The organism is Constrictibacter sp. MBR-5, from assembly GCF_040549485.1.
GTDB lineage: Bacteria > Pseudomonadota > Alphaproteobacteria > JAJUGE01 > JAJUGE01 > Constrictibacter.
The window spans coordinates 472,620-497,256 of record NZ_JBEPTK010000002.1 but is presented as its reverse complement, the minus strand read 5'-3'; the positions used below and the strand labels follow the sequence as shown (position 1 = coordinate 497,256).

Annotated in this window: 19 protein-coding genes; 13 read left to right on the top strand and 6 right to left on the bottom strand. The window is 69.3% G+C overall.

Going from position 1 to position 24,637, the window contains the following annotated elements:
• Positions 1-20: 20 nt before the first annotated feature.
• Positions 21-1,187, bottom strand: coding sequence for a TRAP transporter substrate-binding protein DctP (gene dctP, locus ABIE65_RS06360; protein WP_354076393.1), 1,167 nt, complete (start codon positions 1,185-1,187; stop codon positions 21-23).
• 241 nt (positions 1,188-1,428) lie between these two features.
• Here dctP and ABIE65_RS06355 point away from each other — a divergent pair, with 241 nt between their 5' ends.
• Both ABIE65_RS06355 and ABIE65_RS06350 read left to right on the top strand, forming a co-directional pair.
• Positions 1,429-3,753 carry a molybdopterin guanine dinucleotide-containing S/N-oxide reductase gene (locus ABIE65_RS06355; RefSeq protein WP_354076391.1) on the top strand — a complete coding sequence of 775 codons (2,325 nt, stop codon included), beginning with the start codon at positions 1,429-1,431 and terminating at the stop codon, positions 3,751-3,753.
• A 226-nt stretch (positions 3,754-3,979) separates the two neighbouring features.
• Positions 3,980-4,969, top strand: a complete 990-nt coding sequence (locus ABIE65_RS06350) for a D-2-hydroxyacid dehydrogenase family protein (RefSeq protein WP_354076389.1) — start codon at positions 3,980-3,982, stop codon at positions 4,967-4,969.
• Between the two features lie 78 nt (positions 4,970-5,047).
• Here the strand turns inward: ABIE65_RS06350 and ABIE65_RS06345 are convergent, their stop codons facing one another.
• A complete protein-coding gene (locus ABIE65_RS06345) occupies positions 5,048-7,036 on the bottom strand; it encodes an autotransporter domain-containing protein (protein WP_354076388.1) in 1,989 nt (662 codons plus the stop codon).
• A gap of 380 nt (positions 7,037-7,416) precedes the next feature.
• Between ABIE65_RS06345 and ABIE65_RS06340 the strand changes: the two genes are divergently transcribed.
• The 5 genes from ABIE65_RS06340 to ABIE65_RS06320 all read left to right on the top strand — a co-directional run bounded on the left by ABIE65_RS06340 (position 7,417) and on the right by ABIE65_RS06320 (position 12,555).
• The gene (locus ABIE65_RS06340) at positions 7,417-8,313 is read left to right on the top strand and encodes a TauD/TfdA dioxygenase family protein (RefSeq protein WP_354076386.1); all 897 of its coding nucleotides are present in this window, start codon (positions 7,417-7,419) and stop codon (positions 8,311-8,313) included.
• A gap of 105 nt (positions 8,314-8,418) precedes the next feature.
• Positions 8,419-9,252 (top strand): diaminopimelate epimerase, encoded by an 834-nt coding sequence (gene dapF / locus ABIE65_RS06335; RefSeq protein WP_354076384.1) that lies wholly within the window; start codon positions 8,419-8,421, stop codon positions 9,250-9,252.
• An 8-nt stretch (positions 9,253-9,260) separates the two neighbouring features.
• Positions 9,261-10,502, top strand: a complete 1,242-nt coding sequence (gene mtaB / locus ABIE65_RS06330) for a tRNA (N(6)-L-threonylcarbamoyladenosine(37)-C(2))-methylthiotransferase MtaB (protein WP_354076383.1) — start codon at positions 9,261-9,263, stop codon at positions 10,500-10,502.
• Positions 10,499-11,473 carry a signal recognition particle-docking protein FtsY gene (gene ftsY / locus ABIE65_RS06325; RefSeq protein ID WP_354076381.1) on the top strand — a complete coding sequence of 325 codons (975 nt, stop codon included), beginning with the start codon at positions 10,499-10,501 and terminating at the stop codon, positions 11,471-11,473. Before mtaB ends, ftsY begins: the two co-directional genes overlap by 4 nt.
• A 158-nt stretch (positions 11,474-11,631) precedes the next feature.
• Positions 11,632-12,555 (top strand): manganese catalase family protein, encoded by a 924-nt coding sequence (locus tag ABIE65_RS06320; protein WP_354076379.1) that lies wholly within the window; start codon positions 11,632-11,634, stop codon positions 12,553-12,555.
• Between the two features lie 71 nt (positions 12,556-12,626).
• On the opposite strand, the gene ABIE65_RS06315 is transcribed toward ABIE65_RS06320, so the two are convergent.
• Positions 12,627-12,809, bottom strand: coding sequence for a YgaP family membrane protein (locus tag ABIE65_RS06315; protein WP_354076378.1), 183 nt, complete (start codon positions 12,807-12,809; stop codon positions 12,627-12,629).
• A 213-nt stretch (positions 12,810-13,022) separates the two neighbouring features.
• Between ABIE65_RS06315 and ABIE65_RS06310 the strand changes: the two genes are divergently transcribed.
• The 3 genes from ABIE65_RS06310 to ABIE65_RS06300 all read left to right on the top strand — a co-directional run bounded on the left by ABIE65_RS06310 (position 13,023) and on the right by ABIE65_RS06300 (position 16,356).
• The gene (locus ABIE65_RS06310; RefSeq protein WP_354076376.1) at positions 13,023-14,339 is read left to right on the top strand and encodes an NAD(P)/FAD-dependent oxidoreductase; all 1,317 of its coding nucleotides are present in this window, start codon (positions 13,023-13,025) and stop codon (positions 14,337-14,339) included.
• A 28-nt stretch (positions 14,340-14,367) separates the two neighbouring features.
• Positions 14,368-14,721 (top strand): DUF5368 family protein, encoded by a 354-nt coding sequence (locus ABIE65_RS06305; RefSeq protein WP_354076375.1) that lies wholly within the window; start codon positions 14,368-14,370, stop codon positions 14,719-14,721.
• 105 nt (positions 14,722-14,826) lie between these two features.
• Positions 14,827-16,356, top strand: coding sequence for a tetratricopeptide repeat protein (locus tag ABIE65_RS06300; RefSeq protein ID WP_354076374.1), 1,530 nt, complete (start codon positions 14,827-14,829; stop codon positions 16,354-16,356).
• Positions 16,357-16,371: 15 nt separating this feature from the next.
• Here the strand turns inward: ABIE65_RS06300 and ABIE65_RS06295 are convergent, their stop codons facing one another.
• Complete coding sequence (locus tag ABIE65_RS06295) at positions 16,372-17,754, bottom strand: methyl-accepting chemotaxis protein (protein WP_354076373.1); 1,383 nt, start codon at positions 17,752-17,754, stop codon at positions 16,372-16,374.
• A 130-nt stretch (positions 17,755-17,884) separates the two neighbouring features.
• Entirely contained in the window at positions 17,885-19,699 is a 1,815-nt protein-coding gene (locus tag ABIE65_RS06290; protein WP_354076372.1) for a sensor histidine kinase, read from the bottom strand.
• Between the two features lie 371 nt (positions 19,700-20,070).
• Between ABIE65_RS06290 and ABIE65_RS06285 the strand changes: the two genes are divergently transcribed.
• Together ABIE65_RS06285 and ABIE65_RS06280 are read left to right on the top strand one after the other, a co-directional pair.
• Positions 20,071-20,874, top strand: coding sequence for an enoyl-CoA hydratase/isomerase family protein (locus ABIE65_RS06285; RefSeq protein WP_354076371.1), 804 nt, complete (start codon positions 20,071-20,073; stop codon positions 20,872-20,874).
• A gap of 16 nt (positions 20,875-20,890) precedes the next feature.
• Positions 20,891-22,090 (top strand): CaiB/BaiF CoA transferase family protein, encoded by a 1,200-nt coding sequence (locus ABIE65_RS06280; protein ID WP_354076370.1) that lies wholly within the window; start codon positions 20,891-20,893, stop codon positions 22,088-22,090.
• On the opposite strand, the gene ABIE65_RS06275 is transcribed toward ABIE65_RS06280, so the two are convergent.
• Positions 22,087-23,718, bottom strand: coding sequence for a GMC family oxidoreductase (locus ABIE65_RS06275; protein WP_354076369.1), 1,632 nt, complete (start codon positions 23,716-23,718; stop codon positions 22,087-22,089). The genes ABIE65_RS06280 and ABIE65_RS06275 overlap by 4 nt on opposite strands.
• Positions 23,719-23,906: 188 nt before the next feature.
• Here ABIE65_RS06275 and ABIE65_RS06270 point away from each other — a divergent pair, with 188 nt between their 5' ends.
• Positions 23,907-24,632, top strand: coding sequence for a transporter substrate-binding domain-containing protein (locus ABIE65_RS06270; RefSeq protein ID WP_354076368.1), 726 nt, complete (start codon positions 23,907-23,909; stop codon positions 24,630-24,632).
• Positions 24,633-24,637 lie beyond the last annotated feature (5 nt).

The following is a 24,637-nucleotide window of genomic DNA, read 5'->3' as shown; positions in this document are numbered from 1 at the left end:
GGCGACGGCGCAAGCGATCGTCAGGTCGGAAGCCGCTTCGGCCCGTAATAGGCTTTGTGCAGTTTCTTGGCCTCGGTGTAGATGTCGATCATCTTGTCGATGTGGGGAACCTGCCCCTTCTTGCTGAGCAGGCGCTCCCAGCACCAGTCGGCCGCCTGCTTCAGATCCTCGTCGGACATCATGATCGTTTCCATGCCGCCCTCCTCGAGGACCTTGCGGCCGCGGGCGTCGGTCGGAATGGTCAGCGCCGAGATGTCGAGGTTCTGCACGCGCGAGGCGGACAGCATCACCTCCTGAAGGTCCGGCGGCATCTCGTTGAAGGTCTTCAGGTTCATGATGACCTCGCAGACGTCGTACGGCACCACCGAAGGATTGATGTAGTACTTGCAGATCTCGTGCATCTTCATGCCGGCCCAGGCGTCGGGCGAGCCGAAGGCGGCCGCGTCGAGGATCTTGGTCTGGATCGCGGTGTAGACCTCGCCGCCCGGGACGGTGACGATGGACGCACCGTTGTGGACGAGCCAGTCGGCCCAGAGGCCGAACGCGCGGACCTTCAACCCCTTGAAATCGGCGTACTTCCTGATCTCCTTCGTCGAGACCATGGCGCCCCATTCGTCCGAGCACTGGTAGGTCAGGTGCATCACGCCGTGCGGTGCGTACGCCTCGCGCCACAGTTCCTTGATGCCCATGAACTGATAGATGTACTCGTAGAATTCGAGGTTGGTGAACGGGAAGAACGGCACGGCCCAGAGATACTCGCCGACCGGCACGATACCGCGATGGTAGACGGACGACGTGACCGCCACGTCCGCCACGCCGGAGCCGACGCCGCGGAAGGTCTCGCCGATGCCGAGCAGCACCTCGGCATCGAAGTTCGTCATCTCGATGCGGCCGTTGGACAGTTTGTTGACGCGCTCGACATAGAGCTTCGCCGCACGGTCCTGCGATTCGATGCCGATGCCGGTCCAGTTGCTCTGGAGCTTGAGCTTCCAGGTCTTGTTCTGCGCCTTGGCGATCGCCGGCATGCCGAGCGTCGCAGCAGCACCGACGCCCGCCACGCCCAGGGCTGCGCCTTTCAGATAGTCGCGACGGTTGAGCGCCGTCTTCTTGCCGGTGACTTCCCCGGAAGTCGTTGCGTCCGCGGCGGGCGCGGACGCGCCGGTGGCCTTACGGTCTTCGTCAGACATAGCGTTTCTCCCCTCTATATTTTCTTCTTGTCGGTTTTTATCCGATACGGCCGTTCCGGTTGTCAACGGGCGGACAATCGGAATCGAGCCCGACGGTCACCGGCCGGAGCGGGCCTCGCCGTCTTGTTTCAACGCAATCGCGCCGCCCGGCCGCGCGCGCGGCCGCCCACGGGACGACAGTGCACCGCTTGCCGGGCCGTGCTATTTTTTTGCTTCCGCGCACGCACCCGGAGCCTGCCGCATGTCGTCGAAGCCCATTCCCCACACCTCGCACTGGGGTGCGTTCACCGCCGAGGTGCGCGACGGGCGGCTGGTTGGGGTGACGCCGTTCGCCAAGGATCCGGATCCGTCGCCGATCATCCACGCCATCCCCGAGATGCTCTACGACGAGAGCCGGGTGGCGCAGCCGATGGTGCGGCGCGGGTGGCTGGAGCACGGGCCGGCGGGGGATGATACGGGCGGCGCGCGCGAGCTGCGCGGCGCGGATGCCTTCGTGCCGGTGTCGTGGGAACGGGCGATCGAGCTGGTCACGGGCGAGCTGGCGCGAGTCCGCGACCGCCACGGCAACGCGGCGATCTTCGCCGGATCCTACGGCTGGTCGAGCGCCGGGCGGTTCCACCATGCGCGCACGCAGCTGCACCGCTTCCTGAACGGCTTCGGCGGTTTCACGGGCCAGGTGCAGAACTACAGCTATGCCGCCGCGATCTCGCTGCTGCCGCACGTGGTGGGGTCGATCGACAGCGTGCAGGGCCCCCTCTCCTCCTGGGACGGCATCGCGCGCGACACCGAGCTGATGGTCTGCTTCGGCGGCGTGCCGCTGAAGAACGCGCAGGTCGACAGCGGCGGCCCGGCCGAGCACACGGCCGGCCCCTGGCTGCGCCGCGCGGCCGAGGCGGGCGTGAAGTTCGTCAACGTCAGCCCGCTGCGCGACGACATGCCGGACTTCGCGAACGCTGAATCGCTGGCCGTGCCGCCGAACACCGACACCGCGCTGATGCTGGGCCTGGCGCACACGCTCCATGCCGAGGGGCTGCACGACCAGGCGTTCCTGGCGAGCCACTGCGTCGGGTTCGAGAAGTTCCTGCCGTACCTGACCGGCGAGGCCGACGGGGTGGCGAAGGACGCCGACTGGGCGGCCGCCATCTGCCGCCTGCCGGCGGAGACGATCCGCGCCCTCGCCCGGCGCATGGCCGGCAGCCGCACGATGATCTCCACCGCCTGGGCGCTGCAGCGCGGCGACCATGGCGAGCAGCCCTTCTGGATGACGATCACGCTCGCGGCGATGCTAGGGCAGATCGGCCTGCCCGGCGGCGGCTACGGCTTCGGCTATGGCTGCGAGGCGGGCATGGGCGCGCCGCGCGTGCGCATCCCGACGCCGGGGCTGGCCGCGGGCGTGAACCCGGTGGACAGCTACATCCCGGTCGCGCGCATCGCCGACATGCTGCTGAACCCCGGCGGCACCTACGACTTCAACGGCCAGGTGCGCACCTATCCGGACACGAAGATCGTCTACTGGTGCGGCGGCAACCCGTTCCACCACCACCAGGACCTGAACCGGCTGGTCGAGGCGTTCCGGCGGCCGGACACGGTGATCGTGCACGAGCCGTGGTGGACGGCGACGGCGCGCCACGCCGACATCGTGCTGCCGGCGACGACGACGCTGGAGCGCAACGACCTGGGCGCCAGCCCGCGCGACCGCTTCGTCATGGGCATGCGCAAGGCGGTCGAGCCGGTGGGCGGCGCGCGCAACGACTTCGACATCTTCTCCGCCATGGCCGGGCGGCTGGGCTTCGCCGAGCGCTTCACCGAGGGGCGCGACGAGATGGGCTGGCTGCGCCACATCTACGACGTGTGGCGCCAGCTGGCGGCGCGGCGCAAGGTGGAGGTGCCGTCCTTCGACGCCTTCTGGGAGGAAGGCCATGTGGAGATACCGGCACCGGCCGAGCCCTTCGTGATGATGGGCGACTTCCGCGCCGATCCGGCCGAGCGGCCGCTCAACACGCCGTCGGGCAGGATCGAGCTCTATTCGGAGAAGATCGCCAGCTTCGGCTACGACGACTGCCCCGGCCACGCGGTGTGGCTGGAGCCGGTGGAGTGGGTCGGCAGCGAGGTCGCGAAGGACTATCCGCTGCACATGATGTCGAACCAGCCGCGCACCCGCCTGCATTCGCAGATGGACAATGGCGGGGTCAGCCGCAAAGCCAAGATCCAGGGGCGCGAGCCGGTGTGGATCAACCCGGCCGACGCGCTCGCCCGCGGCATCACAGACGGCATGGTGGTGCGCGTGTTCAACGGCCGCGGCCAAGTCCTGGCCGGCGCCGTGGTGACCGAGGAGGTGATGCCCGGCGTCATCCAACTCGCCACCGGCGCCTGGTACGACCCGGCCAACACCGCGCAGCCGGGCGCCGGCGTCGAGAAGCACGGCAACCCCAACGTGCTGACCCTCGACAAGGGCACGTCGCGGCTGGCGCAGGGGCCGATCGCGCACTCGTGCCTGGTCGACGTGGAGCCGTGGCTCGACGCCCTGCCCGAGGTGACGGCGTTCCGGCAGCCGGTTACGGTGTAGGAGCCTCAGTCTCACCTTATTGGTTCGGGGCACCTTCCCGGCCGCAGGGGCGAAGCCCCGGAGAGCCGGGACCTAGAGCGAGCGCACCGGTGGAACGGCGAGTGCGACCTCGCGGCCGGGCGGCGGATAGAATTGTGCGCCCGCCCCTGGGTCCCGGATCTGCGCGCTGCGCGCTCGTCCGGGAAGGTGGCATTGAGACGAACACCATCCGGAGGAACACCCGCGCATGAAGGTCACCATCCTCGACGACTGGCACGACACGCTGCGCGGGCTGCCGAGCTTCCGAAAGCTCGAGGGGCACGAGGTCACGGTCTGGAACGACCATGTCCAGGACGTCGACGCGCTCGCCGAGCGGCTGCAGGACACGGAGGCGCTCGTGCTGTTTCGCGAGCGCACGCAGATCCGTACCGCCCTGCTGGAGCGGCTGCCGAAGCTGCGGCTGATCAGCCAGCGCAGCGTCTATCCGCACATCGACCTGGACAGCTGCACGCGGCTCGGCGTGCTGCTCTGCTCCAGCCAGCATCCAGACACGCCGTCCTGGGCGACGGCGGAGCTGACCTGGGGGCTGATCCTGGCGTCGTTCCGCCAGATCCCGCAGCAGCTGGCCGGCATGCGCGAAGGCCGGTGGCAGGTGAGCGTCGGCACCACGCTGCGCGGCCACACGGTCGGCCTGTGGGGCTACGGCCGCATCGCCAGGGCGGTGGCCGGCTATGCGCAGGCGTTCGGCATGGATGTGCTGGTCTGGGCGCGCGAGGCGTCGCGCGAGCGGGCGCGGGCCGACGGATTGGCCGCGGCGGAGAGCAAGGCGGCCTTCCTGGCCGAGGCCGACGTGGTGTCGCTGCACATGCGCCTAGTCGACGCGACCCGCGGCATCGTGACAGCCGACGACCTGAAGCGGATGAAGCCGACGGCCCTGCTGGTGAACACCAGCCGCGCCGGCCTGATCGCGCCGGGCGCCCTGGTCGAGGCGCTGCGGACCGGCCGCCCCGGCATGGCCGCGGTCGACGTCTACGAGAGCGAGCCGATGACCGACACGGCGAACCCACTGCTGGCGATGGACAACGTCATCTGCACGCCGCACATCGGCTATGTGACGCGCGAGGAATACGACATCCAATTCACCGACATCTTCGACCAGATCAACGCCTATGCGGCAGGCGCCCCGATCAACGTCATCAACCCTGAGGCGCTGGAGACGGCGCGGCAGACGGCCTGAACGGCGGACGGCGCGGACCCTTCCGGATCCGCGCCGTCCCTACAGAGTCGCCCGGGCGCGTGGCCCGGACGGATGCGCTCAGTTGTGGTATTCGCTGCCGAACGCCCAGCGCAGGCGGAACATGAAGTTGTGGTTGTCGAACTCGCTGTGGCCGAGGAGCGCCGTATAGTCGAGTGCGGCGGTCATGTCGGGACCGAGCTGGGTCGAGACGCCGACGCTGGCGAGGTAATAGTTGTCGTCCTCGTCGTCGGTGCTGCCGCTGAACGGCGCGCCGCCACCGGCGAGCCGCGCCGAGATCGAGCGCGAATCGTCGAGGAACTCGTGCTCGTAGGCGAGAGACGCACGCGGCACGAACATGCCGAAATCGGTCTGGATCGAATAGGCCGCGCGGACGCCGATCTGGCCGGTCAGCGAGTCGACGCTGTCCTTGTCGACGTTGAGGGCACCGGCGCCGCCGCCTTCGGTATAGCCCTTCACCGTTACATCGGTGTAGCGCGCCTCGGCGAACGGCCCGAGGGCGAGCGCGTTGTCGGCGAACATGAAGTCGTAGCCGCCGCGCAGCGAACCGCCCCACTGCCAGCCGTCCGTATCGCCCGACAGCGTGGCCGGCGCGCCGGCGGCAGTACCGCGGTTGTAGTCGTACTCGTTGTAGGCGGCACCCAGGGTGGCGTCGAGATAGCCCGTCCCGGCGAAGGCGTAAGAGCCGTAGACCATGGCGAGGTAGGAGTCGGTGTCCATTTCGCCGTTGAGGTTCTTGTAGTCGCTGCTGAAGTTCGAGTAGCCGACGGCCGCGCCGACCAGGAAGTTGCCGAAGGTTCGGTCGACGCCGACGGTGGCGTTGATCGCGCGGAAATCGTAGCCGAACTGGTTGGCCGTGGTGCTGCGGTCGCCGACGTCCAGCGAGACCGAGGCGTAGCCGAGCCAGTTGCTGGTCGAGAAGAGCGGGATCATCTCGCCGCCTGTGGCCGCCTGGGCGACCTGGAGCGCCGAGGCGATGGTCGCCATGTCGTTCGCCGACGCACCCTGCATCGCCGAGAAACCGACGGGGTCGGTCGAGCCGATCTGCACGAAGCTGTTGTCGCCGGCCATCGCCGTCCGTACCGCCGGCGCGTTCGCCTCCGGGTTGGCACGTGCCGTCTGCTGGGCGGGCGTGACGAGCCGGTCGTAGCCATCGCGGCGGCCGGTCAGACGCAGACCGATGTGGTTGGTGTGGGTGCGGATGGCGAACATCGCCATCGAGGTCATGCTGCCGACGATCGACACGAGGGGGCGCGCATCGTCGCCCTGGGCGATCGCATCGCCCAGGCAGTCCTGCAGCGCGGCGGCGAAGGAGGTGGCGAACAGGCCGCCCTGGCGCAGGACGTTGAGGTCGGCGACGCAGCCGCCGCCCTGCTGCTGCAGGATCAGGTCGACATAGTCGGCCTGGGTGGTGTCGAAGCCCTGAACCAGGGTGACGCCGGCGACCTTGACGAAGCCGCCCTGCCCGTCCGCGACATAGGCGTTGGTGCCGTCGGTCAGCATGGCCTCCTGGCCCTGCGGCGTCGTGATCTGCTGATTCACGATACCGAAGAGCCGGGCGTTGCTGGCCTGCAGCGCCGTCTGGATCGAAGCGAAGGTCAGCGCCGGCTTGCCGTTGTCGCGGTCCTCGTCCGTGACCAGAAGCAGGAATCTGTCCGAGCCCTGGCGGTAGGCGATGTTGTTGAGCGCGAAGTCGATGCCGTCGTAGCCGTCTTCGAAGCCGCCCGACGTTTGCAGCGCATTCGACGCCGCGACGAAGTCCGCGACGCTGCCGAGGTCGTTCCCGCCGATCGGGAACTTGCGCGGCGCCGGATTGCCGGCACCATAGCCGACGAGACCGTACTGATTGTCGGCCCGGCCGCGACCGGCCAACGCTGCATCGAGGTCCGGGACCAACTGGCGGATGAAGTCCTGCTCACCGCCCATCGAACCCGATTCGTCCATGATCGTGACGAAGTCGATCGCCTGGGCGCTCGCCTCGACGGAGGCGAGCACGAGCCCGATCGCGGCGCCCGCAGAAAGGGCTCTGAGATAGCGTGTTCTGTTCATGGTTCCCCCCGGTCGGCCGAAAGCGCCGGCCCCGTATGATCCGCAAGTCGATTGTTGCCATCGCAGCGACGCGCGCAACTTGATCTGCATCAAGGCCATGGCGGCACCGCGTGTCGGACCTCTGGTAGCGCGGGAAATCGTAAACCGCAAGCGACTGACATCACACATCAATTTACTGAGAACGCATCTCAGGGCATGTCCCTTCACGACATTTTTATCACTGTCGCGAACGGCGAAATCACGGACCATGCGATATTTTTGCAACTTTCTGCCGCCGAGTCGGTTCGGCGTGACAGCAGCCACGTCCGGACATATCCTCTGGGAAAGCATCTCGGCCCGCGCAGGCCGCAGACTCCGGTATCCAGAAGAGGAGACGTCCCGTGACCGTCACCATCCGTCCGCTGCACCCCGTCTTCGTCGGCGAAGTCGACGGGATCGACATGCGCCGCCCCCTCACCCGCGACGAGGTCGCGGCGGTCGAGGCCGGCATGGACCAGTATGCCGTGCTGGTCTTCCACGGGCAGGACATCACCGACGAGCAGCAGACGGCGTTCAGCCGCAATTTCGGGCCGCTCGAGACGCCGGGTTCCAGCAGCAACATCACCAAGGCCGCCGACCGGCGCCTGGGCAATGCCGAGATCGCCGACATTTCCAACCTGGACAAGGACAACAAGCTGCTGGCGCGCGACGCCCGGCAGCGGATGTTCAACCTGGGCAACCAGCTCTGGCACTCGGACAGCTCGTTCAAGGCGACGCCGGCGAAATACTCGCTGCTGTCGGGACGCCAGATCCCGTCGACCGGCGGCAACACCGAGTTCGCCGACATGCGCGCCGCCTACGACGCGCTTGACGATGCGACCAAGGCCGAAGTCGAGGACCTGATCTGCGAGCATTCGCTGATCTATTCGCGCGGCCTGCTGGGCTTCACCGACCTGACCGAGGAGGAGAAGGCGGCGTTCAAGCCGGTGCTGCAGCGCCTCGTCCGCACGCATCCGGTCTCGGGCCGCAAGTCGCTCTATCTCTCCTCGCACATCGGCACGATCGTCGGCTGGCCGATGCCCGAGGCGCGCGCCTTCATCCGCGACCTGGTCGAGCACGCCACCCAGCGCGAATTCGTCTACTCGCACCGCTGGAAGCAGTACGACCTGGTGATGTGGGACAACCGCCAGACCATGCACCGCGCCCGCCGCTATGCCGAGACGACCGAGGTGCGCGACATGCGCCGGACCACCGTCGCCGGCGACGCGCCGACGGTGCAGCAGCAGGTCGCGGCGTAATTTGGCAGAAGGGGGCGGGCGGGACGCCCGCGCTCCGGTACCGCCTTTGCTGGACACATCCCCGCGCATCGCCATATTAGGCGCGTCATGTTGGACAGTCCGGCCATGCGCGGTGCGCCCTTCGTCAAGATGCACGGGCTCGGGAACGATTTCGTCGTCCTCGATGCGCGGACGCGCGCGCTCGACCTGACCGACGCGCAGGTGCGCGCCATCGCCGACCGGCGCACCGGCGTCGGCTGCGACCAGCTGATCGTGGTGCGACCGGCGCGCGACGCGGGCGCCGACGCCTTCATGGAGATCCGCAACGCCGACGGCGGCGAGGTCGAGGCCTGCGGCAACGCCACGCGCTGCGTCGCCGGCATGCTGATGGGCGAGAGCGGCCGCGACGCGGCGATCGTCCAGACGGTCGCCGGCCTTCTCGGCGGCAGCGCCGCCGCGGGCGGCCGGGTGACCGTCGACATGGGCGTGGCCCGCACCGGCTGGGCGGAGATCCCGCTGCGCGAGGCGTGCGACACGCTGCACGTGCCACTCTCGCTCGGGCCGCTCGGCGATCCGGTGGCGACCAATATCGGCAACCCGCACGCGACCTTCTTCGTCGCGAACGTCGACGAGATCGACCTGGCGACCCTGGGGCCGCAGCTTGAGCATCATCCGATCTTTCCGCAGCGCGCCAATATCGGCGTCGCGCACGTCACACCCGAGGGCGGCCTGCGCCTGCGCGTCTGGGAGCGCGGCGTCGGCATCACCCAGGCCTGCGGCACCGGTGCCTGCGCCGCGATGGTGGCGGCGGTCCGCCGCGGCCTGACCGGCCGGCGCGCCACGATCGTGCTCGACGGCGGACCGCTGGAGATGGAATGGCGGGCCGACGGCCACGTCATGATGACCGGCGCCATCGCGACCAGCTTCAGCGGCTTCCTCGACGCCTCGCTGCTCGGCTGACGGTCACCATGCCACCAGAGATCGTCACCTTCGGCTGCCGCCTGAACACCTACGAATCCGAGGTGATGCGCGAGCATGCCCGGACGGCCGGGCTGGAGAACGCGATCGTCTTCAACACCTGCGCCGTGACCGCCGAGGCGGAGCGGCAGGCGCGGCAGGCGATCCGCCGCGCCCGGCGCGAGCACCCGGACGCTACCATCATCGTCACCGGCTGCGCCGTGCAGATCGACCCGGCCGGATTCGCGGCGATGCCGGAGGTCGACCGCGTCCTGGGCAACGAGGAGAAGCTGGAGGCGCGCAGCTTCCTGGCCGATGCGGCACCCGTCCTGGTGAACGACATCATGTCGGTGCGCGAGACGGCGCCGCATCTGGTCGAGGGGCTGGAGGGCCGCGCCCGCGCCTTCGTGCAGGTGCAGCAGGGCTGCGACCACCGCTGCACCTTCTGCATCATTCCCTACGGGCGCGGCAACAGCCGCAGCGTCGCGATCGGCCGGATCGCCCAGCAGGTCCGCACCCTGGTGGAGACCGGCTACAACGAGGTCGTGCTGACCGGCGTCGACATCACGTCGTACGGCCCCGACCTGCCGGGAAGCCCGACGCTGGGCCAGATGGTGCGCCGGGTGCTGGCGGCGGTGCCCGAGCTGCCGCGGCTGCGCCTGTCGTCGCTCGACCCGGTCGAGATCGACGACGACCTCTGGCGCCTGATCGCCGAGGAGCCGCGGCTGATGCCGCATCTGCATCTCAGCATCCAGGCCGGCGACGACATGGTGCTGAAGCGGATGAAGCGGCGTCACCTGCGCGCCGACGCCATCGCCTGCTGCGCGCGTGCCCGCGACCTGCGCCCGGACGTCACCTTCGGCGCCGACCTGATCGCCGGATTCCCGACCGAGACCGACGCCATGTTCGAGAACAGCCTGGCGCTGGTGGCGGAGTGCGACCTGACCTGGCTGCACGTCTTTCCCTATTCCGCGCGCAAGGGCACGCCCGCCGCGCGCATGCCGCAGGTGCCCGGCGACCTGCGCCGCGAGCGCGCCGCGCGCCTGCGTGCCGCCGGGAGCGACGCGGTCAGCCGCTTCCTGGCGACGCGCGTCGGCGGCACGGCACAGGTGCTGGTCGAGCGCGGCCGCCAGGGCCACACCGAGCAGTTCGCCATGGTCGAACTGGACCGCGAGGTGCCGCCCGGCAGCCTCGTCACGGCCGACCTGACCGGCAGCGACGGCACCCGCCTTCAGGCAAGGATCGCCGCATGAGCGACGACATGGACGACGGCACGGACGCCCAAAAGGCGGAGGGCGAGCGCCAGGGATGGTTCCAGCGGCTGCGTGCCGGCCTCGCCCGCTCGTCCGAGCGGCTTACCAGCGGCATCGACCGGATCTTCGTGCGCCGGCGCCTGGACGAGAAGGCGCTGGAGGAACTCGAGGAACTGCTGATCCTGGCCGACATCGGCCCGTCCACGGCGGCGAAACTGACCGCCGAGCTGGCGCGATCCAAGCTGAACCGCGACGTGACGCCCGAGGAGATCCGCACCGCGCTGGCCGAGCAGATCGCCGCGATGCTGGAGCCGGTCGCGCATCCGATCGACATCGAGCGCGGGCACAAGCCGCACGTCTTCCTGGTCGTCGGCGTCAACGGCGCCGGCAAGACCACGACCATCGGCAAATACGCCTACTTCCTGGGCGACGAGGGCAAGAAGGTGCTGCTGGCCGCGGGCGACACCTTCCGCGCCGCCGCGGTCGAGCAGCTGAAGGTCTGGGGCGAGCGCACCGGTGCCGAGGTCCTGTCGCGGCCGACCGGCGCCGACGCCGCCGGCCTCGCCTTCGACGCCATGACGAAGGCCAAGGCCGAGGGCGCCGACATCCTGATGATCGACACCGCCGGGCGCCTGCACAACAAGGCGAACCTGATGTCCGAGCTGCAGAAGGTCGTGCGGGTCATCAAGAAGCAGGACCCGACCGCGCCGCACGAGACCCTGCTCGTCCTCGACGCCACCACCGGCCAAAATGCGCACGCCCAGGTCGAGACGTTTCTCGACATGGTCAATGTCACCGGCCTGATCGTCACCAAGCTGGACGGCACGGCGAAGGGCGGCGTGCTGGTCGGCCTCGCCGAGAAGTTCGGCCTGCCGGTGCATGCAGTCGGGGTCGGCGAGAAGATCGACGATCTGAGGCCGTTCGACGCCACCGACTTCGCCCGCGGCCTGATGGGCCTGTCGCCGCACTGAGCGGTCGGTCGATCCCCTGAGTGCGGCGCGCGCCCATCGGGACGGCGCGCAATCGTCCGGCATCCTGTTCATCTTACGGAACCGCTCCGGCACGCCCGCATTGTTGGGTGCGGCTCGCGGAGGGCCGCGTCCCCTCGCCAGACAGCCGGAGATCGCCCATGTTCATGCACAACAAACGGTTGATGTACACCGTACGGGTATCGGAGACCAATCCGAAGCTCGCCAGCCTGATGCTGGAGCAGTTCGGCGGGCCTCAGGGCGAACTGGCGGCGGCGATGCGCTACTTCACGCAGGGGATCGCGGAGGAGGATGCGGGTCGGAAGGACCTGCTGATCGACATCGCGACCGAGGAACTGAGCCACCTGGAGGTGATCGGCACCATCGTCGCGATGCTGACCAAGGGCGCCAAGGGCAAGCTGGCCGAGGGCGCCGAGGAGGCGGCGGAGGCGCTGACCGGCATGACCGCCGGCGGCGAGAGCCACACGCTCAACCTGCTCTATGGCGGCGGGCCCGCGCTGATCAATTCCGGCGGTGCGCCCTGGACGGCGGGCTATGTGGATTCGATCGGCGATCCGACCTGCGACCTGCGCTCGAACATCGCCGCCGAGGCGCGGGCGAAGATCGTCTACGAACGCCTGATCAACATCACGACCGATCCCGGGATCAAGGATGCGCTCGGCTTCCTGATGACCCGCGAGATCGCGCACCAGAAGTCGTTCGAGAAGGCGCTCTATTCGATCGAGAACAACTTCCCGGCCGGCAAGCTTCCCGGCATGCCGGAGTTCGCCGACAAATACTACAATATGAGCCAGGGCGACGGGGACATGCGCGGCCCCTGGAACCAGGGCGACCAGTGGGAGTATGTCGACGGCCGCGACGAGCAGGCGGCGGTCGACGGTGGCGACGGCGGCGCCTCGGTCAAGCTGGACCGGATCGAGTCGAAGGCCGTGACCCAACTGGCCGAGCGTACGATGTCGATGCCCGACGGCGACCCGACGACCGGAGCCGACCTGGGTGCCGGCCCCGGCGCCGGCAAGACCAAGGACGTCGGCAAGCCGGCGAAGCGGTCGGTGAAGAAGTAGGCGGGGTTTCTGGCGTCACGGCTCCGCGCCCGGTGCGGGGGAGCCGTGACGCGGCCTCGCAGCCTTGGTGACTAAGTGCGGATGCCGAGCAGACGATAGGCCGGGCACCAGCCGATGGCCGCGGTACCGATGGCGACCAGCCCGAGCAGGCCGAACCAGCGCATCTCCCCCTCGACGAGGAAGAGCATGGACAGGAGCGCGAGCCCGATCACCACGCGCGCGATACGGTCGACGGTTCCGACGTTCCTGGTCATGAAGGCCTCCTGAGGGTTCCCGGCACGATCAATAGGCCGCGCCGAGGGGCGCAGCCTTGAGATGGATCAACGCCGCACGCCGCCGCCGAAGGTTGACGCAGATCAATGTGACGCGCCCCGCTGCCGCTAGGCTTCGATCGAGGGCGGTGCCGGGCGCCACAGGGGCCATCGGCACCGCACCTCAACGATCCACCGGAGCGGGAGGGCGGGCGCATGCCGGTAGCCGAACGAGGCCGCATCTCGCGACGCGCCATATTGGCCGCGGCGGGTGGCTTGGCCGCGCTGGCGGTCGCGCCCGGCGCAGGCCGCGGCACACCCGTGCGGACGAAGGCGCGCATCGTCATCGCCGGCGGCGGGGCGGCCGGCCTCACCGTCGCGTCGCGATTGCGGCGCGCGCTCGACGGTGCCGACATCGTCCTGCTGGAGCCTCGGACCGACCACTTCTACCAGCCGGGGTTCACCCTGATCGGCGCGGGGCTGAAGCCGGCCGGATATGCGCAGCTGAAGACCGCGGACTTCCTGACGCCGGACATACGCTGGGTGGCCGACACGGCGTCGACCTTCGACCCCGACGCGAACATGGTCGTCACGGGCAGCGGCAGCCGGCTCCCCTACGACTTCCTGGTCGTCGCCACCGGGCTGCGGCTCGACTACGCGGCGATCGCGGGCATGGACACGGGCCTGATCGGACGGGAGGGGATCGCCAGCGTCTATGCCGGCCCCGATGCGGCCGCGCGGTCCTGGGACGCCCTCGCCCGCTTCGCGGAGACAGGCGGCGTCGGCCTGTTCGGCCGGCCGGCGACCGAGATGAAATGCGCCGGCGCGCCGCTGAAGCAGACCTTCCTGGCCGACGACACCCTGCGCCGGGCCGGGACGCGCGGCCGCAGCGAGATCGTCTACAACGCGCACAACCGCACCCTGTTCAGCGTTCCGCTGGTGGACGCGCGGCTGCGCGAACTGTTCGCGCGCCAGGCGTTCGCGGTGAACTGGGACCATGTGCTGATCGCCATCGATCCCGGCAGGCACGTCGCCACCTATGCGACTCCGGCCGGACCGGTCGAACGCGCATGGGACTTCATCAACGTCATCCCGCCGATGCGGGCGCCGGACGCGGTGCGCAACAGCCCGCTGCCCTGGCAGGCCGGCCCCTTCGCCGCGGACGGCTGGATCGAGGTGGACAAGGCGACGCTGCGGCACCTGCGCTATCCGAACGTCTTCGGCGTGGGCGACGTCAACGGCGTGCCGAAGGGCAAGACAGCGGCGAGCGTGAAGTGGCAGGCGCCGGTGGCGGTCGACCATCTGCTCGGCACGATCACCGGCAAGGGCGGCACCCAGCGCTACAACGGCTACACCTCCTGTCCGCTGATCACCCGCGCCGGCGAGGCGATGCTGGTCGAGTTCGACTACGACAACAACCTCACCCCGTCCTTCCCCTTCGTGCCGCCGCTCGAGGAGCACTGGCTGTCGTGGATCATCAAGGAAAAGGGCCTCAAGGCGAACTACACCGCGATGCTGCGCGGTCGCGCGTAGGGCCTGCGCAAGAGGAGGCGCGCCCGATATGAAGGACTTCACGATCCTGTCGATGCTGGCGATTCTCCAGGAGATGCTGGGCGGACTGTTCTGGCCGGCCGCCGCGGCGGCCGTCGCCGTCGCACTCCTGCTGGTCGCGGCGCTGGTCCGTCAGCACGGATTCCACGGCCGGGCTGCCCGGATCGGGCTGGCCGCGGGCGCCGTCGCGGCGGCAGCCGCCATGCTCGCCGCCCCTGCCCTGACCCAGTCGGAGTTCGCCAACCTGCACGGTCTCCTCGACTGGGGCCTGCTGGCTGCGATCGGTCTCGCGGCCTTCCTCGGCTGTACGGCGACGGTGTTTGCGCTGTTGGGCGCGGCGACGGGGCCAGGACGGCGGGCGTGAGCGCGCCGTCGCGGCGAACCCCCATGATTTCCTCTCAGGACCGGCGTATCGTCCCGCAGGGGCGGCGCTGACGGCAGCGCCGTCCATCTTCTTCGGGACAGGACGATGTACCAGGACGCGGTGCGGGCCTTCCGTCAGGGGCGCGTGGCGGAGGCCGTGCGCTTCGCGTGCGAGATCGGGGAACGACAGCCGGACTACCAGCCGGCACAGCTGCTGCTGGCGGAGATCGCGGCGCGCCAGGGGCGGCGCGAGGCACAGCGCGACCACCTGGTGAATGCGCTTGGCGCCGGCCGGATCGACGGCCCGGCCGCCGCCCACGCGGTCAAGCTGGTCGGCGACACCGGCGACGCCGCGGGCATCCGGCGCCTGCTCGCGATCCTGCCGCAGCGGACGAACGAGGTCGGCCTGCTGGTGCAGGCGGCACTGACGGCGCTGCGGCTGGGCGCCACGGACGAGGGCGTCGCCCTGCTGCGCAGCCTCGCAGCTAAGGTCGACCATCCGCAGATCCACTACAATCTGGGCACCGCGCTGAAGAACGCCGGCGATCTGGCGGGCGCCGAAGCGGCCCTGCGGCGGGCCGCGACGCTGGCCCCGGACCTCGCGGAAGCACATCACAATCTCGGCAACCTGCTGCTCGACCAGGGCCGCGCCGGGGAGGCCGCGACCCATTATGCGGCGGCCAGCCACGTCCGGCGCCGGGTGGGCTCGGAGACGCGCTGGAACCCGGACCTGTTCGAGAAGACGACCAAGGCGAAGCTGCGCCACGACATCGATCAGGTCGGCTTCATGCGGCAGCAGGGCGTGGATTTCGACGGCATGGACGCACTGGAGGCGCTCTATGCCGAGGCCCTGGAGGCCATGCCGGCGGACCTCGGTGCCACGGAGCCGGCCCCCCTGCCCGCTGCGACGCGCGACCGGATGGCGGCGGTCTACAATCGCATGCATTACGTCCATCCGGCGGAGCGGATGGACGCACCGATCGTCAATCCGGAGATCGACTGGGCACGCATCGAACGCGACTATGCCGCGAACGGCCCCGGCTGGATCGTGATCGACGACTTCCTGACCGAGCCGGCGCTCGACGCGCTCTGGCGCTACTGCCAGCTGTCGACCTTCTGGTTCAATTTCTACTATCGGAACGGCTATCTCGGCACGTCGATCGAGGCGGGCTTCACCGCGCCGCTGCTGATCCAGATTGGCGAGGCGCTGCGCACCAGCATGCCCGCCCTGCTGGCGCCGCATCCCCTGCGCAAGGTGTGGAGCTTCAAGAAGTGCGACTATTCCACCCCCGCCGCGGTCGGCCTGCACGCCGACTTCGCCGCCGTGAACTCCAACTTCTGGATCACGCCGGACAGCGCCAACCTGGAGCCCACGGGTGCCGGGCTGGAGATCTGGGACAAGGAGGCGCCGCTCGACTGGGACTTCGCCGCCTTCAACGCCGGCAAGGAGAAGAGCCGCGACTTCCTGCGCGAGTCGGGGGCGAAGCGCATCGACGTTCCCTACCGGCGCAACCGGATGATCGTCTTCAACTCCAATCTGTTCCACGAGTCCGGGCCGGTGACCTTCAAGCCCGGCTACGAGAACCACCGCATCAACGTGACGATGCTGTTCGGGCAGCGCGGGTCGCAGGGGTGACGCCCTGCGGCGCGGTCATCGCGGGCCCGGTTCCACCCGCGACAGTTCGTCGAGCAGGCTGAGGACGTCGCGGGACGCATCGCCGGCCTCGGCGATATGCGCGATGGCCTCGTCGAGTCGTCCGGCGGCGTAGGCGCGGGCCGCCTTGATGCCGGCGGAATGCACCAGCTCATGGGGCTTCTTCAGGGCCTGCCACGCCGGATGCGCAGTCAATTCTCCGGCGGGCTGGGCATCGAACCAGCGGCCGAGGCGGCAGGTATGGTGATCGGCGAGCTCGGTCGGCTTCAGCGTGGCACGACCCGCCGCCATCTGTGCCAGCTTGCGCATCCAGATGAGGTGGTCCGACTTGGCGGCATGGATCGTCGCATTGACGACGCCCGCCTGGACCAGTCCGTTGATGCTCTGGACGATGGGAGCCTCGCTCGCCTCGAGCGTATCCAGCACGGCCTCAATCGCTTCGAGATTCCGCGTGCTCATGGTCGAGATGGTGCCGATTCCGGCGGCGATGTCGCGCGACGCCTCTTCCTGCTGCTCCAGGATGCGGGCGATGTCCGACATGCGCGTGCTGACACCCGCCACCTGCTCCTCAAGTGCGTCGAGCCCGTCGCCGGTCGACTGGATGGCGGAGCGGCCGGCTTCGACCCGGCCGGCGCTCTCGCTCATGGCCTGGACGATGCCGTCCGTCTCGCGCTGCAGCGCGGCGATGCGGGTCCGGATGAGATCGGTGGCCTTCGCGGTCTGCGCCGCCAGGGTCTTCACCTCGCGCGCCACGACGGCGAAGCCCTTGCCGGCCTCGCCGGCGCGCGCCGCCTCGATGGTGGCGTTCAGCGCCAGCAGATTGGTCTGCTCCGCGATGCGTTCGATCTCCTGAACGAGTTCGCCGATCTGCGCCGACGCGTGACCCAGGCCCTTCACCTTGCCGGTCGCGTCGTCGACGGCGCTGACGATGCGCGCCATGGCGTTGACGGCCTCGCCGGCGGAAGCGCGGCCGGAGCCGGTCGCCCGACGCGCTTCGGCCGCGGCATCGGCGGCGGCTTTCGAGATCGCCGAGACCTCGGCGACCGTGGTCGTCATCTCCTCGGCGGCGGCGGCGATCCCCTGGGTACGACGGTCCGCCTCCTGCACGTTACGCACCATCTGGGCCATCTGGCGCGACGCCTCGTTGGCGGTCATCGACATGGCGACCCAGCGCTTCAACTCGTCCACGCGGTCCGGCTCTTCGGCACGCTTCGGCGCCGGGGCGCCGTCGCGCGGTGCCGCGGTCGCGAGACGCAGCAGCTTCTCGCCGATCGCATCGCCCCGGGTCACCATCCGCGCAGGATCGCCCGCCAGGAGATCATCGACAGCGCGTTCGAGGTCGGCGAGGGGCGACGTCTTGGCGAAGCGGGATTGGAACACGGACGACCTCATTCGCGATGTCACGCCGCGCCCGATCGGCGGCGGGGAAGCTCCGTCTCGATGTTTAGCGGTAAGTGATTAATTTTCCTTGGATCGACTCAGGCGCGCAGCAGCGCAGATGCGGGGGCAGTCAGGCGGTAAGCCGGGCGCGCTGCACGCGGGCCGCCGGGAACCGGAGGGTGACGGTCGTGCCGTGGCCCGGCGCGCTCGTCATCTCGAAGCGCCCGCCGTGCAGTTCGGTCATCTTGCGCGCGAGCGGCAGACCGAGGCCCGTGCCCGTCAGATTGCGGCCGCGATTGTTGTCGAGTTGCACGAAGGGCGCCATCGCCCGCGGGATGTCCTCCGCGGTCATGCCGATGCCCGTGTCGGAAACACTGACCGCGAGTTCGCCGTTATCGATGCAGCCGGCGGTCACCGTCACCCGCCCCCCGGCGTCGGTGAACTTCACCGCGTTCGACAGCAGGTTCAGCAACACCTCGGTCAGGCGCAGGCGGTCCCCCGACAGCGCGGGCAGACCCGGTTCGATGTCGAGATCCAGCACCACACCCGCCTTTTCGGCCTGCGGCGTCACCATGCGGCAGGCCGACAGCGCCATGGCCTCGACGTCGATCGCCTCCTCTTCGAGGTCCAGGCGTCCGCTCTCCGCCTTCGACATGTCGAGCACCTGGTTGATGAGCTGCAGCAGATGCTCGCCGCTCGTGTTGATGTCGTTGGCATATTCCCGGTAGCGGGGGTTCTGCAGCGGCCCGAACAGTTCGCGAACCATGACGTCGGAGAAGCCGATGATCGCGTTCAGCGGCGTGCGCAGCTCGTGGCTCATCGACGCCAGGAAACTAGACTTCGCCTGCCCGGCCGCGATGACATGCTCCATCGCCGCCGCCAGCGCCTGGCTGTGGCGGCGTACGTCCTCCTGCAGCCGATCGAAGGCGCGCGCCAGCACACCGATCTCGTCCTTCCGGGTCCAGCCGAGCGGCGGCGGGGTCTCGCCTGGGCCGGAGCGGGCGATGTGGTCCTTCAGCGCGCCGATGGGACGCAGGATCAAGCGCCGCATCAGGAGCCACACGACCGCGAGGTCGATGGCCGCGGCGATCACCATGAAGATCATCGAGACCTCGATGACGCGCGCGCCGGCGGCCGTGACGGTGCGCGGCGTACGGACGCCGACGGTCAGTGCGGGCGCTCCCCGATAGTCCGGCATCGTGCCGAAGCTCCAGAGCACGTCGCTGCTGTCAGGCGGCAGCCAGACGGCGGGCTCGGCACCGCGCAGCCGGCCCGCCACCGTGCGATACGGCGCGGGCACCTCATCGGAGAGCCACAGATCGAAATCGACACGTGTCTGCTCGCGCATCGCGGCGACCGTCGTCTCGTCGAGCGCCCGGCCGAAGATCAGCGTTCCGCCGCTCGGCTTGTCGCGCTCCGAGCCGATCAGCGGCTTGGCCACGACCAGATAGGGGCCATGGTCGGTGGTCAGGACGCCGCGCCGGCCGGCCGGGTCGTCGCCCCCGGCGAGGAGCGGATGATCGGGCGACAGCGGATCGGCCGCGAAGGCGTCGAGAGCGAGCGGCGACCGCTCCCGATCGAAGGCCTTACCCCAACGCAGGGCGCCGGCGCGGTCGTAGAGATAGACGAGATCGAGCTTCAGCGTCTGCAGCGAGGAATCCGTCAGGTTTTCGGCCGCGTACGCGGCCCGCTCGCCCTGAACGAAGTCCCGGGTCTCGTCCCAGAAGGCCCAGTCGGCGGCAGTGGCGGAAAGGTGCCCCAGTTCCGTGGCCACGGCGTGCCGCACGCGCTCCAGATTGTCCTTTGCCTCATGCTCCTCGAGCTGTTCGAAGGCCGGAAGCACGACGAAATTCAGCACCAGCGCGCTCAGGCCGAGGAAGGCCGCGGCGACGGCCATCAGCACGACGAGCGCCTTGCAGTCCAGTCGATGCAGGGAGCGCAACATCGGGACCCGCGATCAGGATGCGACTAGGGCGTGCGGATGGCACAAGGGTGCGATGCCCTCCAAGGCGCCGATCGTGGCCGCGGACCGCGGACGTGCGCGGGGGCCGCAATCCGTTCGGCGACTGAACCGCCATGGACGCCGGGTCCGACAATCTGAAGTCGTCATGACCGTCCATAATGGGGTCGGTATTTACACCGGATTAATGTGAACGGTGACGCCGATGACTTTCACGGCCTGCGGCCGCCTCTCCTGCCGATCGGAGGCCGCGGTTCCGGCTGACTGGACGGTGCGGCGCGGTCGCTGCATGGTGTGCGCATGGACGGTTCGGGCCGCCGCCGAGCCGCGCGGAAAAAATGCGAAAGGGTAGTCACATGGCCGTCGTCGAGACCGAAACGCACGGGCAGATTCTCGTGGTGCGGATGAACCGCCCGGAGCGGCTCAACGCGCTGAACTACGAGATGACCAACATGCTGTCCGAGGTCTGGAACGACTTCCGCGAGAGCAAAGACCTGGAGGTGGCGATCTTCACCGGCGCCGGCCGCGCCTTCTGCGCCGGCGAGGACATGAAGGAATCGCTCAAGGACGGCGAACCCGGCGGCCGCGGCCCGGACCGTGAGGATCCGTTCTGGGCGGGCACGCTGGAGAAGCCGGTGATCGGCGCGATCAACGGCTACGCCATGGGCGGCGGCTTCATGCTGGTCGAGCGGACCGACCTGCGCGTCGCGGCGCGCGAGGCGGTGTTCGAGGTGTCGGAGGCCAAGCGCTGGCTGCTCGGCGGCTACGACCACGGCCACGTCGCCAACCTGCCCTACCCGGTCGCGATGGAGATGGCGCTGGGCTTCCGCTTCACCGCCCAGCGCTTCCACGAGATCGGCTTCGTCAACCGGCTGGTGGACGCCGACAAGCTGATGCCCGAGGCGATGGCGATGGCCGAGCACATGCTGACCCTGCCGCCGGCGGCGCGCGTCAACACGGTGCACATGATGCGGCAGATGCGGCCGAAGCCGAGCCCGGCGCATCTCAAGCTCGCCGAGGCGCTGCACCTGCACGGCGACACGGACGACCGGATGGAATCCCGCGCCGCCTTCGCCGAGAAGCGCAAGCCGGTCTTCAAGGGCTGGAAGGACCCGCAGGATCGTTATCGCATGCCGAAGCTGTCTGACTTCCAGGACTGACGCGGGAGCACCGGCGATGACCGAGATCGGAACCGCTGGGCGCGGGCCCCTGAGCGGCTTGAAAGTGCTCGACATGACCGAGCACATGGCGGGCCCCTTCTGCACCATGATCCTGGCCGACATGGGGGCCGAGGTCGTGAAGCTGGAGCGGCCGGGCAAGGGCGACAGCTCGCGCGCCATGGGCGACGGCAGCGAGCGCAACCCCTATTTCCGCTACATCAACCGCAACAAGAAGGGCGTCACCCTCGACTACAAGCAGCCCGAGGGGCGCGCGATCTTCCTGAAGCTGGTCGAGGGCGTCGACGTGCTGGTCGAGAACTACCGGCCGACGGTGATGCCGCGCGCCGGACTCGGCTGGGAGGCGCTGCGCGAGGTCAACCCGCGCCTGATCTACGCCCAGCTTTCCGGGCTCGGATATGACGGCCCACTGGCGGCGCGCGGCGGCTTCGACCTGATCGCCCAGGGCATGGGCGGCATCATGCATGTGACGGGCGAGCCCGACGGGCCGCCGACCTCGGTCGGGCTGCCGATCTGCGACCTCGGCACCGGCATGTGGGCCGTGCAGGGAATCCTGGCGGCCCTCTACGAGCGCGTGCAGACAGGCCGCGGGCGGCTGGTCGAATGCTCGCTGCTGGAGACGGCGATCGGCTTCAGTTCGTGGACCAGCGCAGGCTGGCTGGTCGACCATACGGAGCCGACGCGCCAGGGCTCGCGGCACCGGCAGAACGCGCCCTACCAGCGCTTCGCCACCGCCGACGGCTACATGATGATCGGCGCCGCCGGCCAGTCGATCTGGGAGCGCTGCGCCACGGCGATGGGCAAGCCGGAATGGATCGAGGATCCGCGCTTCCGCACGGGCCGCGACCGGATGGCGAACCGGCCGGCGCTGGAGGCGGAGATGGAGGCGGTACTGGCCGGCGGCTCGACCGAGCATTGGGTGGAGGTGCTGGAGGGGGCCGGCGTGCCCTGTGGGCCGGTCTACGACTACGGCCAGATGTTCGCCGACCCGCAGGTCGTGCACCGGCAGATGGTCCAGCACGCCAGCGACCCCGAACTGGGCGAGGTCCCGCACATCCGCACGCCGATCCGCATGGACGAAGACATCAAGGTCCGCACGGTCGCCCCGAAGCTGGGCGAACACAACGCCGCGGTGTTCGGGACTGTGGGGGTGAGCGAGGCGGAGCTGAAGGCGTTGAGGGAGAAGGGCGTGGTCTAGCTCGCCGCCGCCCGGAGGATCATGTCGGCAGCCTTCTCGCCGATCATGATGGCGGGGGCGTTGGTGTTGCCGGCGACGATGGAAGGCATGATCGAAGCGTCGGCGACGCGGAGGCCGGCGATGCCGTGGACGCGCAGCTGCGGGTCGACCACCGCGTCGGTGCCGCGACCCATCCGGCAGGTACCGACCGGGTGGTAGTTGGAGATGGCGCGGGCGCGGATGTCGTCGCGTAGCTGCGCGTCGGTTTCCACCGCCGGACCGGGGGCGACCTCCTCCACCACATAGTCCTTCAGCGCCGGCTGGCGGGCGATCTCGCGGCTGAGGCGGATGCCGTAGGTGAGCGCGCGGAAATCCTCCTCGCTCTTCAGGAAGTTGAAGCGGATCTCCGGCGGCGCCGTGGGATCCGGGCTCTTCAGCCGCACTGTGCCGCGGCCGTCGGGCCGGAGGTGGACCGGGCTGATGCTGAAGGCGGAGAAGGGGTGCGGCACGATGCCGGTGCGCAGCCGCTCCTTGGTGCTCCAGGCGAACATGTTGATCTGCAGGTCCGGCCATTCGAAGCGCGGATCGCTGCGCACCATGGCGCCGACGAACAGGCCCATGCTGGCCAGCGGGCCGGTGCGGCCGATGGCGTACTGCGCCGCCGCCGCGATCCGCTTCGGCAGGCTGAGCGCCAGGTCGTTCATCGTCACCGGCGTGGCGCAGCGGAACGAGACGTAGGTGTTGAAGTGGTCGTGCAGGTTGGCGCCGACCCCGGGCAGGTCGTGCAGCACCGCAACCCCCTTGTCGCGCAGGTGGTCGGCCGGGCCGATGCCGGACAGCAGCAGCAGTTGCGGGGAGCCGTAGACGCCGCCGGAGACGACGATCTCGCGCCGGGCGCGCGCCGTGCGGACGGCGCCCTTCTGCCGGTACTCGACGCCGACCGCTCTGCCCTGCTCGATCAGCAGCCTCGTCGCGTGCGCGCCGGTGGCGACGGTGAGGTTCCTGCGGCCGCGGGCGTCGCGCAGATAGGCGCGCGCCGCACTCCAGCGGCGGCCGTCGCCGATGGTGGTCTGGTAGTAGCCGACCCCCTCCTGGCGCGGGCCGTTGAAGTCCGGATTGGCAGGGATGCCGGCCTGGATCGAGGCCTCGACCAGCGCCTCGGCGAGCGGCGGCTTCCAGCGGTGGTCGGTGACGCGCAGCGGGCCGCCGACGCCGTGATGCTCGCTCTCGCCGCGCGCCTGGTCCTGGGCCTTGCGGAAGAACGGCAGGACGGAATCCCAGTCCCAGCCCTCGCAGCCGGACTGGCGCCAGCCGTCATAGTCGGCCGGCGTGCCGCGCATGTAGACCATGCCGTTGATCGAACTGGTGCCCCCCAGCACCTTGCCGCGCGGCTGGTACAGGACGCGGCCGTTGAGCTCGGCCTCCGGCTCGCTTTCGAACATCCAGTTGACCTTCGGATTGACGAAGGTCTTGTGGTAGCCGAGGGGCACGTGGATCCAGGGATAGGTGTCGCGGTCGCCCGCCTCCAGCAGCAGGACGCGGTGGCGGCCGCTCTCGCTCAGCCGCGCGGCGACCGCACAGCCGGCGGAACCGGCGCCGGTCACGATGAAGTCGTAGGCGTCGCTGCCGTCTTCGCCCTCGCCTGCCATGGGTCCCTCCGATGCGTTTCTTCCGTGCCGGCAGGGGCCGGCCGCGTCTTCTGACGAGACGGATGCGATCGTGAGGCCGCCGGCCGAAGCGTGCAACGGCCAGGCATGAAGCGGCAGCCGTGCAAGCCTTACGAACTCGCGCCGGGCGGGCTAGGATGACGGCTGCTTTCACCTGCCGGACCGGAACAATGTCACCAGAAGTCGTCAAGGAACTCGCCCCGACCGGCGTGCTGCGCGCGGGAATCAACCTCGGAAACTTCCTGCTCGTCACCGGCAAGAGCGCCTCGGGCGACCCCGAGGGCGTGTCGCCGGACATGGCACGCGCCATCGCCGACAGGCTGGGCGTGCCGGTGCAGTATGTGCCGTTCGCCAAGCCGGGCGAACTGGCGGACCAGGCCGGCAACAATGTCTGGGACATCGGCCTGATCGGCGCCGAGCCGCAGCGCGCCGAGAAGATCGCCTTCAGCGCCGCCTACGTGGAGATCGAGTCGACCTACCTCGTGCCGCCCGGCTCGCCGCTGAAGACAATCGCCGACGTCGACGTCAAGGGCGTGCGCATCGTCTCGACCGCACGTGCCGCCTACGACCTCTGGCTCGAGCGCAACATCAAGAACGCCGAACTGCTGCGCACGAACAGCATGGACGAGGCCTTCGCCAAGTTCACCGGCGAGAAGCTGGAGGCGCTGGCCGGCCTGAAGCCGCGGCTGCTGGCCGACCTGGAAAAGCTGCCGGGCGCCCGGATCATCGACGGCCAATTCGCGGCCGTGCAGCAGGCGATCGGCACGGCCCGCGCCAACACCGCGGGTGCCGCCTTCATCGCCCAGTTCGTCGAGGAGGCGAAGGCCTCGGGCTTCGTCGCCAGCCTGATCGAGAAGCACAAGGTCCGCGGGCTCTCCGTGGCGCCGAAGGCCTGAACGGA